This is a genomic window from Streptomyces sp. NBC_00988 (genome assembly GCF_045162645.1).
Taxonomy (GTDB): Bacteria; Actinomycetota; Actinomycetes; order Streptomycetales; family Streptomycetaceae; genus Streptomyces.
On the sequence record NZ_CP108730.1, the window covers coordinates 1,532,264 to 1,545,215 of the forward strand.

Genomic DNA, 12,952 nt, shown 5'->3' on the forward strand with positions numbered 1-12,952 from the left:
TCTGTCTACGTTCGCAAGGATCGCCCATGCCCGTACAAAAGGTGCTCGTCGTCGGCGGCGGCATCACCGGAAGCGTGCTGTGTCTCGCGCTCGCCCAGCGGGGCGCCGAGGTGGAGCTCGTCGAAATCTCTCCGCAGTGGTTCGGTGTGGGCCATGGCATCACCATCCAGGGCAACGCGCTCAAGGCGCTGCGTTCCGTGGGTGTCCTGGACCGGGTGCTGGCCCGGGCGGTGCCGTTCGACATCATGCGGCTGCGCCGCGCCGACGGCGGGCTGCTCACCGAGTTGAACACCCCGCACACCGGCGGCCCCGAACTGCCGTCCACAGCAGGGGCGTTGCGCTCGGATCTGCAGGACGCGCTGTGCGACGCGGTGCGCGCGCACGGGGTGCGGGTCCGCCTCGGGCTGAGCGTGGACCGGCTCGACCAGACACCCGACCACGTGGACGTGGCCTTCACGGACGGTTCGACCGGCCGCTACGACCTCGTCGTGGGCGCCGACGGCATCAACTCGGCGATGCGCGAACTGATCGGCATCGACGCCAAGCCCCGTCCCGTCGGCATGTCGATCTTCCGGGTCGTCGCGGAACGCCCGGCCGAGATGGACTGCGCCGAGGTGTACTACGGCGGCCCCCGCTTCAAGGCCGGCTACAGCCCGATCTCCCCCGACCAGTGCTACGCCTACCTCCTCGACGAGAACCTCGACACCACGCTGATCGGCCCCCGCGCACCCCTCGCCCTGCTGCGTGAACGCGGCGCCGGATACGGCGGCACCTGGGGCAGGATCCTCGCCTCGCTGCCCGACGACACGGCGGTCGACTACCGCTGGATCGAGGCGATCCTCGTCGACGAGCCCTGGCACCGGGGCCGCGCGATGGTCATCGGCGACGCCGCACACGCCTGTCCGCCGCTGATCGCGCAGGGCGCCGCGATGTGCATGGAAGACGCGGTGCTGCTCGCGGAGTTGGTGACGGCGGACGAGCCGACGGAGAAGGCTCTGGACCGCTTCATGAACCGGCGGCTGCCCCGGGTACGAATGGTCCTGGAGAACTCCCTCCAGCTCGCCGACTGGGAGATCCACCCGGACACTCCCGGCGCCGACCCGGCCCGCATCATGTCGGAGACCCTGGACACCCTGACGGCGGCGGCGTGAGCGGCTCGCCCGTGGTCGACTTCCACGGCCACCTCGCCGTCCCCGCCGCCGACGCCCTGGTCGCGGGCACCCCGGGTCTCGCCGCCGAACTCGCGGCCGAACAGCGCGCCCACTGCCCCGCCTCCCTGGCCGCCAATCGTGCCCAACTCCAGCGCCTGGAATCCAAGTTGACGGACGTCAGCACGCGCCTCGCGGACCTCGACGCGATGGGCGTCGACATCCAGGTGGTCGGCCCGATGCCGATGCACCACTACTGGGCCGACCCGGACCTGGCGATCAACCTCGCCCGCACGGTCAACGCGGCCGTGGCCGCACACTGTGCAAACGCACCCGACCGGCTGTACGGACTGGGCACCGTCCCGCTCCAACACCCGGACCTCGCGGTCGCGTTGCTCGACCAGGCGGTCAACGACCATGGCCTGTACGGCATCAGCGTCTCCACGACAGTCGACGGGCGCGAACTGGCCGACCCCGCGCACGACGTGGTGTGGCAGCGGGCCGAGGAGCTGGGCGTGGTCGTCTTCGTGCACCCGTGGGGCTGCTCCCTCGGCGAGCGCCTGGCCACCAACTACCTGGGAAACACGGTCGGTCAGCCGGTGGAGACGACGGTCGCGCTCTCGCAGCTCATCTTCACCGGCGTCCTCGACCGCTTCCCGCGCCTGAAGCTGGTGGCGGCGCACGGCGGAGGCTATCTGCCGACGTACATCGGCCGTTCGGACCATGCCTGGCGGGTACGGGAGGACGCGCGCGGCTGCGCCGAGTTGCCCAGCTCCTATCTGCGGCGGATGTGGTTCGACGCGCTGGTGTACACCCCGCGCGCCCTGCGTCACCTCGTCGAGGAGGTGGGCGCGGACCGGGTCGTCCTCGGTACCGACCACCCCTTCGACATGGGCGTCGACGACCCGGTGGCCCGCCTGGACGCGGTCGGCCTCACCCCGGCCGACCGGGCCGCCGTCGCCGGGGGCAACGCCCTCGACCTGCTGCTGAAAGGACGTACGCGATGACCGCCGGTGCCCTCGGACCGATCGAGGAGGAACTCGCCAAGGCCCGTGCCGCCTACCGCAATTGGGGCCGCTGGGGTGAGGACGACGTGCTCGGCACGCTCAACTTCATCGACGACGCGATCCGTGCCCACGCGGTGGGCCTGGTGCGACGCGGGCGGTCCTTCTCGCTGGCCCAGGAGTTCAACGAGTCGGGCCCGCAACGCGGTTTCCGCGGCCGTATCAACCCGGTCCACTACATGAGGGACACCGGCTCCGACGCGGCGGCCGGCACCCAGGGCTTCCCGCACGGCTTCGGCGGCGCCGACGACCACGTTCTGATGCCCTTGCAGGCCTCCACCCAGTGGGACGGCCTGGGCCACATCTACGACAACAAGCAGGCGTGGAACGGCCGTCCGTGCACCATCGTCAACGGCGACGGCGACTCGGTCACCGGCATCGAGCACATGAAGGAGGCCTTCACCAGCCGCGGAGTCCTCCTGGACGTGGGCCGCGCGGTCGGCGACGAGCACGGTGAACTCCCGGACGGATTCCCCATCCTGGAGGAGCATCTGCGGGCCACGATCGAGGCGCAGGGCGCCACGAGTTCGGTCCGGCGCGGCGACCTCGTCCTGATCCGCACCGGCCAACTCGGGCGCGTGCGGCGGCTCGGCGCGTGGGGCGGTTACGCCGCCGGAGACGCGCCCGGCCTCTCCTTCACCACCCTCGGCTGGCTGCACCGCACGGAGATCGCGGCGATCGCCTCCGACACCTGGGGACTTGAGGTACGGCCCTACGAGTTCCCCCAGCCCTCGATGTCCCCGCTGCACCAGATAGCGATCCCCAACATGGGCCTCCCGCTGGGCGAGATGTGGGACCTGGAGGCGCTGGCCGAGGACTGCGCGGCCGACGGTGTCTTCGAGTTCCTGCTGGTCGCCGCGCCGCTGCCGGTGACCGGAGCGGTGGGCGCCCCCGTCAACCCGATCGCGATCAAGTGAATACCGGCGTGAACCTGAACCGTTTCTCCGGCACCCTCCTCCTCTCCGACGACGAGGACTTCGAGACGGCGTGCTTCGGGCGGGTCTTCAACGCCCGCCGCCCGACGGACCGTTCACCGGCGGCAGTCCTGACGGCCGAGTCGGAGCAGGACGTCGTCGAAGGCGTACGGCTCGCCCTGGAGCGCGGCTGGCAGGTCGCCGTCCGTTCCGGCGGGCACAGTTGGGCCGCCTGGTCGGTGCGTCAGGACGCGCTGCTGATCGACCTCGGGGGCTTCCGCGAGATGGCGTACGACCCGGGGACCGGGATCGTGACGGCGACGCCCAGCGTGAAGGGCGGCGACGAACTCAACCCGTTCCTCGGCGAGTTCGGGCGCTTCTTCAACGGCGGGCACTGCCCCTCCGTAGGCATCGGCGGTTTCCTTCTCCAGGGCGGGCAGGGCTGGAACGCGCGGGGCTGGGGCTGGGCGGCGGAGAACATCGTGGCGATCGACGTCGTCACCGCCGAGGGCGAGTTGGTGCGCGCCGACGAGACCCATCACAGCGATCTGTTCTGGGCGGCGCGTGGCGCGGGCCCGGGTTTCTTCGGCATCGTCACCCGCTTCCACCTGCGCACACGGCCACTGCCGACCTACCTGGGCCACACCGTGCACGCCTATCCGCTCGACCTGTTCGACGAGGTCATGACCTGGCTGCACGGCATGCACCACACGGTCTCGGACCTGGTCGAGATCGTCGCGCTCACCCAGACACCGCCCGACCTGGACGAACCGGTGCTCCTGGTCACGGGCGTGTCGATGACCGACACCGCGGAGCAGGCCGCCGAGGCGCTGGCGCCGCTGCACGCAAACCCGTACGCGGACCGGGCGTTGTTCCGCGTGGAGGCCCAACAGACCACGCTGGCGGAGCAGTTGGCGGGTCAGCGCATCGCCAACCCCGAGGGCCACCGCTACCTGGTCGACAACGCGTGGCTGACCGGCTCCGCCGACGAGGTCGTCCCGGCGATCCGCAAGGCGTTCACCGAGCAGCCCACCCGGCAGACCTTCACCATCTGGTTCTCCATGGCCCCGCTGCGCCAACTCCCCGACATGGCCTTCTCGTTGCAGTCGGAGATCTACTGCGCCACCTATGTCATCCACGACGACCCGGCACGGGACGCGGAGTTGCGCGCCTGGCTGGACGGAGCGATGGCGGACATGGAGCCGGTGACCGCCGGCCAGTACCTCGGCGACTCCGACTTCACCGTGCGGCAGTTGAGGTTCATGGGCGACGAACAGTGGCGCCGGCTGCGGGAGATCCGGGCCGCGTACGACCCCAAGGGCCTCTTCACCGGCCACCTCAGCACGGGCACCGTCACCAACACCAACCACTGGGAGCAGTGAGCGATGCGTTTCGCGACATACGAGTACGAGGGCGTGGAGCGCGCCGGGGTCCTGCGCGACGGGACCGTTCATCCGCTGCCCGAGGGCATCACCGTACTGACCCTCCTGGAACAGGACGTACTGCACGCGGCGGGCACCGAAGCGCTGCGCGCACCAAGCGACTTGACGGTGGATCAAGTGCGGCTGCTGCCTCCCCTCAAGCCGCCGTCCATCCGGGACTTCGTCGGTTTCGAGGCGCACATCGAGGGGGTCTCGAAGTCCCTGGACGGGCTGGAGCACGTGCCCGAGGAGTGGTACCGGGCGCCCAACTTCTACTTCACCAACCCGCATGCCGCGTACGGCGCGCACGACAACGTGCCGGTCCCGGCGGGCTGTTCGGTGCTCGACTTCGAGCTGGAGGTCGGGGTGGTCATCGGCCGCAGCGGGCGTGATCTGACGCCGGAGCGGGCACGCGAGCACATCGTCGGCTATCTGGTCTTCAACGACTGGTCGGCGCGCGATCTGCAGAAGCCGGAGAAGAACCTCGGGCTCGGCTTCTCCAAGGGCAAGGACTTCGCGAACACGCTCGGCCCCTGCCTGGTGACCGCCGACGAGGTCGAGGACCGGCGCGACCCGGACGGCTTCCTGGACCTGGAGATGACCGTCACCCTCAACGGCGAGCTGATCGGCCGCGACACCCTCGCCAACGTCTCCTGGACCTTCGAGGAGATGATCGCCTACGCCTCCCGGGACGCCTGGGTGCGCCCCGGGGACATCCTCGGCTCGGGCACCTGCGGCTGGGGCGCGCTGGCCGAGTTCTGGGGCCGGGTCGGCGAGCGCACCCCGCCGCCGCTCCGGCCCGGCGACGAGGTGACACTCTCCGTGGAGCGCCTCGGCACCCTCTCCAACCATGTCGTGCCCGGCCGTACGGACGTATACCTGCCGCGCGCCCGCAAGCGCGGCCGGACCCCCCGGCCGTAGTCCTGTCGGCAGTCCTGCCGGAATACCGTCCGACCTGCACACATCCAGGGATCCGATGGCAGCTATCGGATCCCTGTGACTTCTCCCCCGGCCCCTTCCTCGGCGGGAGGCCGCTCGTTACGCTCCGGTTTCACCGAGCTTCAACGACGCGGCCGGAAGGACACACGCATGGGTCTGGGAGCAATCGACCTGAATCTTCTGGTGGCTCTGGAAGCCCTCCTGGAGGAGAAGAACGTCACCCACGCGGGGGTACGGCTGTCCACCAGCCAGTCCGCGATGAGCGGCTCGCTGGCCCGGCTGCGGCGGCACTTCAACGACGAGCTGCTGGTGCGGGTGGGCCGCGAGTACGAGCTGACGCCGCTCGCGGAGCGGCTGCTTCCGGTCGTCCAGTCCTCCCTGCACAAGGCGGAGGAGGCGCTGTCGCTGACCAGGCACTTCGATCCGTCGCGCAGTCGGCAGCGGTTCTCGGTCGTGATGTCCGACTACGTGATGACGGTGTTCATGGAACCGCTGCTGCGGGCCCTCGCGCAGGAGGCCCCGGGCATCCGGATCGACTTCCACCCGATCGTCATCGGGCAGTTGGAGACGGAGACCCATCTGCGCTGCCACGACCTGATGATCGTGCCGCTCGGCTATCAGCTGCCGGGCGTCAGCGAGACCGTGATGCACGACCGGTTCGTGTGCCTCGTCGACCCGGACAACCCTCGGCTGGTGGACGGGCGGCTCTCGCTGCGCGACCTCGCGGAGATGCCCCACGCGGCCTGCGTCATCGGCAAACTCACGCCCGCCGACCGGCAGTTGGAGACCCTCGGCATCACACCCCAGGTGCAGGTCAGCACGCCCGGCTTCAACGTGCTGCCGTTCCTGGTGGGCGGCACCGACCTGGTCGCCGTGGTCCCCGAGCGGCTCGCCCGGCGCTACGAGGGCTTCGCGCGGTGTGCCGTCGTACCGACGCCCTTCCCGGACGTACCGCTGGTGGAGGCCATGTACTGGCACCACAACCGGCACGCGGACCCGGCGCACCGCTGGCTGCGGGAGACCGTCCGCAAGGTGGCCGCGGCGCTGGACGACCCGGTGGCGCGGTCGCTCGACGAGCCGGCGGTGCGGGAGATCGCCGACGAGATCGCCGACGTGGATGCCACCCATGCCGATCGTGCGTTTCCGGAGCTGACCCCGGCTTCCTAGCGTGGACGGGAGACAGCCCGCACCCCCTGGAGGAACCGTGAGCCGCACGCGTCTGGCCGGTCGTACCGTCGTCGTCACCGGGGCCGCGCAGGGCCAGGGAGCCGCCGAGGTGGCGGCCGCCGCCCGGGAGGGTGCGACGGTGATCGCGACCGACGTCCTGGACGAGGCGGGCGAGAAGCTCGCCGTGTCACTCCGGGGCGACGGCCTGGACGTGACCTATCGACACCTGGACGTGTCGTCCGAGGACGACTGGGCGGACCTCGCGGCTTCCCTCACGGAAGTCCACGGCCTGGTCAACAACGCGGGCATCGCCGTGCGCGCCCGTCTCGGTTCGGTCGAACTCGCCGACTGGAACCGGGCGTTCGCGGTCAACACCACGGGCGCGCTGCTCGGCATCCAGGCCCTCACCCCGCTGATGCCGGCCGGTTCGTCCATCGTGAACGTCGGTTCGGTCGCGGGCCTCACCGCGCATCACGCGGTCGCGTACACCGCGAGCAAGTGGGCGCTGCGCGGCCTCTCGAAGGTGGCCGCGCTGGAGCTGGCCCCGCGCGGCATCCGTACGAACGTGATCCACCCCGGCTACATCGAGACCCCGTTGATGGCCTCCGCGAACCCGGTGTTCGTCCAGGCCCACCTGTCGCTGACCCCGCAGGGCCGGGCGGGCACGGTCGACGAGGTGGCGCCGCTGGTCGTCTATCTGCTGTCCGACGAGGCGTCGTACGTCAACGGCGCGGAGATCACCGTCGACGGCGGTTACGCGGCGCACGGCGGGGTGAAGGCGATCACGAACGCGCTCGACGCCACGTGACGGCCGGCGTCCTGGGCGACACCGGCCGTCGTGGGTGAAGAGCGAGGCGCTACTGATCGGTGCGGTCGGTGCGGAAGTTGGCGGTCAGCCGGTTGATGCTCTTGACCGCGAGTTCGGCGAAGTTCGAGCGGGCGACGATGGCGGTCGTCTCGCCGTGCCGTCGGACGCTGCGCAGGTCGCGCTGTACCTGGCGCGAGAGCTGGTGGAGTTCGCGCTGGGCGGTGGCGAGCCGCTGCTCGGCGGCGCTTCGGGCCTGCCGGTGCTCCCGTCGGGTACGGGGAGTGCCGGTGCTGTCGGCAGAGGTCTCCGTGGGCATGTCGGTGCTCGCTTCCGTGGTGGTGGGTCGCGTCGCCGCGAGGGGGCGGACGCCGACGGTGTCCAAATAGGCTTCTACGGCGGCGAGTTCGGCGGTGTCGACCACGGCGGCGACGTATCCGTCCGGGCGGACGAGCACCCACTGCTCGGCGGACAGTCCGTAGGCGTTCTGGACACGGTCGCCGCTGTCGACGATGTCGCCCCGGGTGCCGATGGTGTGGATGTGCAGGCCGGCGCGCGCTGCCGGGACCGAGGTGCCGTCGACCTCGTGGCCGAGCAAGGTCCAGTGGGGTCCTTGGAACAGGCTGAACAGGCGGGTGGGGAGGCCGCCCGCGCCGGTGACCGGCGAATCGGGCGCGCGGTCGCCGGCCAGTACGCCCTTGTCGCGAGCCGAACTGTGCAGTGACAGGGGCGAGTTCAGGTAGCCGAGGTCGAGTTGGCTGACCTCGCGGCCCCGGTGGATGTCACGGTTCTTGGCCGCTTCGAGCAGCTTCTCGGACAGGCCGAGGACGGCTTGGGCGATGGGCCGGCGTTCCTGCTCGTACGTCTCCAGCAGTGACTCCGGGGCGCCGTCGAGCACGGCGGCGAGCTTCCAGCCGAGGTTGTAGGCGTCCTGGACACTGGTGTTGAGGCCCTGCCCGCCGGTCGGCGGATGGCAGTGCGCCGCGTCCCCGGTCAGGAACACGCGCCCCCGCCGGTACGAGTCGGCCAGGCGGGCGTTCATCTGGAACGCGGACGCCCAGGACACGGAGCGGATCACGACGTCGTCGCGCCCGGTGCGTTCGCGGAAGAAGGCGGTGAGCCCCTCGGCCGAGAGGTCCAGGTCGACATCGAAGGGCACGGGGGCCTGGAGCTGGAACATGTCGGTGCCGTAGAGCGGGCACATCGAGACCTGCCCTGCGGTGTCCTCGCCCCACCGGTGCCAGGCGTCCGACGAGACGCCGTCGACGTACACGTCGGCCACGATCGCCCGTACGCCGAGGGTCTTGCCGGGGAAGCCGATCCCGAGCGTCTTGCGGACGAAACTCGATCCGCCGTCGGCACCGATCAAGTACCGTGCCCGTACGGCCTGTTCGCCGTCCGGGGTGGCGATGCGCGCGGTCACGCCGTCGCCGTCCTGGTCGAAGCCGACGAGTTCGTGGCCGTAGTGCGGGGCGTGACCGAGTTCGGCGAGGCGTTCGCGCAGCCGACGCTCGGTGAGGAACTGCGGGACGAGCAAGGGTATTTGGTACGGCTCCTCGGGCGTCGGCTCCGACATCTCCACGCCGACCTGGTCGATGGGCCCGTCGGCGGTGTAGATGCGCTGGACGGGATACTCACCGCCGGAGGCGACGATCCGGTCGATCACGCCGAGGTCCTCGAAGACCTCCTGGCTGCGGGGCTGGATCCCTTTGCCGCGGGAGCCGACGAACGGCTGCGGCGCCTTGTCGATCAGCAGGAAGGCGATGTTCCTGCGGGCGAGGTCGACAGCGAGGGTCAGACCGGCCGCGCCGGTGCCGCAGATGATGACGTCGGTGTCTGTGGTGGGGGACATGGCTCTAGGCTCCTTGGGTGATTCCGGTACGAACTGCGTGACGGTCGGGGCGAGTTCAGGGCACCAGGACGGTGCGTACGCCCGGGACCTCGGGCGCGTTCCAGGCACTCTCGACGTCGGCGAGGGGCACCGCCTTGGCGGTGACCGCGATGCCGCCGCTCTCGATCTCCTCGACGAGGGACGGGAGTTCCTCCAGGTACGTCCTGGTCGACACGGCTCCCTGGCCGTTGCCCTGGAGCCGGAAGTTCGCCGAACGCAGTGCCACTGACGGGAGTTCGATGGTCGGGCCCGCCATGGCGCCGATCTGGATCCAGTTCAGGGCGCGGCTCCGGTCGGCGCGGGCCCGCAGCAGCGCCATGATCGCGTCACCTGCGGGCTTGCCCCACAAGTAGTCGATGACCAGGTCGACTTCGGCGGCCTCCTTGGCCAGCGCCGTCGCGGTGGCGTCGGCGTCGTCGGTGAGCGCGACGGTCGCGTCCGCGCCGATTCCGGGCAGGGCCGCCAGGCGGGCCTGGTCACGTCCGGCTCCGACGACCCGCCCGGCGCCGAGCCGCTTGGCGACCTGGACGGCCATCTGGCCGGCGTTGCCGGTGGCGCCGAGGATCAGCACCGACTGCCCGGCCTCGATGGGGACGCGGCGGCGCAGCGCCACCCAGGACGACATGGCGGGGTTCATCGCGGCGGCGATCTTCACGACGTCCGCGCCGTCGGGCAGCGGGATGCTGTGCCGGCTGTCGATGACGGTCCGGGTGGCCATCGGGCCGGCCAGTTCGTCGTCGGCGACGAAGTACACCAGGCGACCGTCCGCCCGCCGGCCGACCCCGTCGACACCCGGCACCATCGGCAGCTTGCCGGTGCTGGTGTAGTGGTCGCCCGACGCGCCGGTGCGGACGCGGGGGTGCAGGCCGACGGCGAGGACGTCGACGATTTCCTGGTCCTCGTCGGTCGGCGCGGGCAGGTCGAAGGGCTCGTAGCGGGGCGGGGTGCCGTACGACTGGACGACGGCGGCGCGGATGTCCATGAGAGGTCTCCTCGGCTCGGATTCAGGGCACAGGACGCGACAGATTTGGTAGGCGCCGCGTAGGTTTTAGTACGTGACACCAATCAAATTAGTAGGTGCCACGTACCTTTGCAAGTAGAATCGGGGACATGACCTCAGCGCACGACACCCCGCCCCCGCCGGCCGAGGACCTCGGCCTGGTCGACGCCCTCGCCCAGCTCTCGTTCCTCGTGCAGAACGCGCTGGCCGAGCTCGCCGGGGAGCACGACCTGTCGATCACCCAGACGCGGCTGCTCGGGATACTGCGGGACCGCGAGCCGACGATGAACGAACTCGGCCGTCACCTCGGCCTCGACAAGTCCTCGATCACCGGCCTCGTCGACCGCGCCCAGCGCCGGGGCCTGGTCACCCGCACGCCCAGCACCGTCGACCGCCGCTCGTTCCAGGTGTCGATCACCGACGCCGGCCGACAGCTCGTGGAGCAGGTCGCCGCCCAGTTCGCCGAGCGAATCGAGAGGTGTGTCGAGCCGCTTCCCGCAACCGACCGGAAGCGGCTGTCGCGGATGGCGACGCGGATCGTGACCGCCGACGCCCACGACCGTGGCATCGACCTGCGCACCGGTCCGCGCTGACCGGACTCCGTCAGACGGAGCTGCGCGGCACCGTCACCACGTGCTTGCCCACGACGCCGCCGCGCTCGAACGCCTGGTGCGCCGCGGCGATGTCCGCGAGCGGGTACACACTGTCGATCACCGGGCGCAGCGCGCCCGAGGTGACACGGTCGGCCACGTCGCGCAGCACGGGGGTCTCGGGGTTGGCGCTGAAGGTGCGGATACGGCGGGAGCCGTGCACGCTCGACGCGGCGATGGCGGCGATGGCGGACGGGGACAGTCCGACGGTGACCATCCGGCCGCCCTTGGCCAACCGGCCGCGGTAGCAGTGGAGTTCGGTGCCGACGGTGTCGACGATGACGTCGAACGGCCCGATCTGGTCCGAGGTGGTGGAGCCGTAGTCCAGGACCTCGTCGGCGCCGAGGTCGGTGAGGATCTTGGCGTGGCGGTCGCGGGCCAGCGCGGTCACATGGCCGCCCATCGCGTGCGCCAACTGCACGGCGGCCGTGCCGACTCCGCCGGCCGCGCCCCGGACCAGGACCTTCTCGCCGGGCACCAGGCGCACACTGTCGCGCAGCGCGATCAGCGCCGTGGAGCCCGCGACCACCAGGGAGGCCGCCTCGACCGAGGAGAGGTCCGCCGGGGCGTGTGAGATGCGCTCCGCGGAGACCACGACGTACTCGGCCGCCCCGGCGACGGAGTGCTTCTGCCGGGGGTGCACCATGCCCCACACCCGGTCCCCGACCCGGTAGCCCTCGACACCGGCGCCGGTCGCGGCGACGACGCCGGCGAAGTCCAGCCCCACACCGATCGGGAACCGGCGCCCCGACACCATCTTCAACTCCCCCGACCGGACGATCACATCGTGCCCGTTCACGCTGGAGGCCTCGACCGACACCAGCACCTCACCCGAGCCGGGAGCAGGACGATCCACCTCATTGACCCGCAGAACGTCCGCAGTACCGAAACTCGTGATCTGAACGGCCTTCATGTCGCTGTTCCTTCCGTGGCCCGCTGTGTGGTTGATCCGATGGTGGACCCCGCACGCGACATCGCGGTCGTTCTCCTATTCCTGGGTCCGGCAGACCCACCCTCGCGGGCCGCGCCGACGGCATACTGACGCGGTGACCGACTCCTCCCTCGCCATGAGCGACGACCCCCGACGCGAACTCGCGGATTTCCTGCGCACCCGCCGAACTCGGCTGCGGCCGGAGGACGTTGGCCTGGAGCCCGGCCCGCGACGGCGCGTCGCCGGACTACGCCGCGAGGAACTGGCCCTGCTGGCCGGAGTGAGTTCGGACTACTACCAGCGCATGGAGCAGGGACGCGACGTACGCCCCTCCGAACAGGTCCTCGACGCCCTCGCGCGCGCCCTCAACTTCTCCGCCGAGGAGACCCGCCACCTGCACAGCCTCGCCGCCGCCGCGCGCACCCCGGCCCAACTGCCGCGTTCGTACGAGCCCGAGGAGGTACCGGACACCACGCTACGACTGCTCCACGGCATGACCGCACCCGCTCTGGTCGTCGGCCGTTTCCTGGACGTGCTGGCCTGGAACCCGCTCGGTGGCGCCCTGTTGGGCGACTTCACCCGCCAGCCCCAGAAGGAACGGAACATGCTGGCGCTGTTCCTGCACCCCCAGGCCGACCGGACGTGCCCGAACCGGGCGGCCACCGTCGCGGAGCTGATCGGGATGCTACGGACGCAGGTCGCCGCCGATCCGGGGAACCCGCGCGCCGTCGAGCTGGTGGGTGAACTCGCCGTCCGCAGCGACGAGTTCGCGGCCCTGTGGGCCCTCCACGACGTGGCTGAACCGACCCGCGGCCAGATGCGCCTCGACCACCCCCGGGTCGGCGAACTCAACCTGGACTGGGACGCCTACCCGATACCCGGCAACCCGGGCCCCGCGCTCATGGTCTGCACCGCGGCCGAAGGCAGCCTCGACGCCGAGCGACTCCAACTCCTCGCGGGTCTGCTCGACGCCCCCTGAGGACGCCCCCCGGTCAGCCGCCCAGCCGGAGCCCCGCGAGCCA

12 protein-coding genes are annotated in these 12,952 nt (G+C 70.8%); 9 read left to right on the forward strand and 3 right to left on the reverse strand.

The window, feature by feature from the left end:
* Nucleotides 1-26 precede the first annotated feature (26 nt).
* From OG496_RS07120 to OG496_RS07150, 7 genes are all read left to right on the forward strand, one after another.
* Complete coding sequence (locus tag OG496_RS07120; RefSeq protein ID WP_405970059.1) at nt 27-1,151, forward strand: FAD-dependent monooxygenase; 1,125 nt, start codon at nt 27-29, stop codon at nt 1,149-1,151.
* Complete coding sequence (locus OG496_RS07125) at nt 1,148-2,155, forward strand: amidohydrolase family protein (RefSeq protein ID WP_405970060.1); 1,008 nt, start codon at nt 1,148-1,150, stop codon at nt 2,153-2,155. The genes OG496_RS07120 and OG496_RS07125 overlap by 4 nt, the downstream gene beginning before the upstream one ends.
* Nucleotides 2,152-3,129 (forward strand): cyclase family protein, encoded by a 978-nt coding sequence (locus tag OG496_RS07130; protein WP_405970061.1) that lies wholly within the window; start codon nt 2,152-2,154, stop codon nt 3,127-3,129. The genes OG496_RS07125 and OG496_RS07130 overlap by 4 nt, the downstream gene beginning before the upstream one ends.
* An 8-nt stretch (nt 3,130-3,137) precedes the next feature.
* On the forward strand, nt 3,138-4,508 hold the full coding sequence (locus OG496_RS07135) for an FAD-binding oxidoreductase (protein WP_399392967.1): 1,371 nt from the start codon (nt 3,138-3,140) through the stop codon (nt 4,506-4,508).
* Between the two features lie 3 nt (nt 4,509-4,511).
* A complete protein-coding gene (locus OG496_RS07140) occupies nt 4,512-5,468 on the forward strand; it encodes a fumarylacetoacetate hydrolase family protein (RefSeq protein WP_405970062.1) in 957 nt (318 codons plus the stop codon).
* Between the two features lie 168 nt (nt 5,469-5,636).
* Nucleotides 5,637-6,653 carry a LysR family transcriptional regulator gene (locus tag OG496_RS07145; RefSeq protein ID WP_405970063.1) on the forward strand — a complete coding sequence of 339 codons (1,017 nt, stop codon included), beginning with the start codon at nt 5,637-5,639 and terminating at the stop codon, nt 6,651-6,653.
* A 37-nt stretch (nt 6,654-6,690) separates the two neighbouring features.
* A complete protein-coding gene (locus OG496_RS07150) occupies nt 6,691-7,461 on the forward strand; it encodes an SDR family NAD(P)-dependent oxidoreductase (protein WP_405970064.1) in 771 nt (256 codons plus the stop codon).
* 49 nt (nt 7,462-7,510) lie between these two features.
* Here the strand turns inward: OG496_RS07150 and OG496_RS07155 are convergent, their stop codons facing one another.
* Together OG496_RS07155 and OG496_RS07160 are read right to left on the reverse strand one after the other, a co-directional pair.
* Nucleotides 7,511-9,310, reverse strand: coding sequence for an FAD-dependent oxidoreductase (locus OG496_RS07155; protein WP_405970065.1), 1,800 nt, complete (start codon nt 9,308-9,310; stop codon nt 7,511-7,513).
* 55 nt (nt 9,311-9,365) lie between these two features.
* Nucleotides 9,366-10,331, reverse strand: coding sequence for a zinc-binding dehydrogenase (locus OG496_RS07160; RefSeq protein ID WP_405970066.1), 966 nt, complete (start codon nt 10,329-10,331; stop codon nt 9,366-9,368).
* Between the two features lie 128 nt (nt 10,332-10,459).
* Here OG496_RS07160 and OG496_RS07165 point away from each other — a divergent pair, with 128 nt between their 5' ends.
* On the forward strand, nt 10,460-10,942 hold the full coding sequence (locus OG496_RS07165) for a MarR family winged helix-turn-helix transcriptional regulator (RefSeq protein ID WP_405970067.1): 483 nt from the start codon (nt 10,460-10,462) through the stop codon (nt 10,940-10,942).
* A gap of 10 nt (nt 10,943-10,952) precedes the next feature.
* On the opposite strand, the gene OG496_RS07170 is transcribed toward OG496_RS07165, so the two are convergent.
* A complete protein-coding gene (locus tag OG496_RS07170) occupies nt 10,953-11,912 on the reverse strand; it encodes an NADP-dependent oxidoreductase (protein ID WP_405970068.1) in 960 nt (319 codons plus the stop codon).
* Nucleotides 11,913-12,066: 154 nt separating this feature from the next.
* Between OG496_RS07170 and OG496_RS07175 the strand changes: the two genes are divergently transcribed.
* A complete protein-coding gene (locus OG496_RS07175; RefSeq protein WP_405976576.1) occupies nt 12,067-12,909 on the forward strand; it encodes a helix-turn-helix transcriptional regulator in 843 nt (280 codons plus the stop codon).
* Nucleotides 12,910-12,952: the final 43 nt, after the last annotated feature.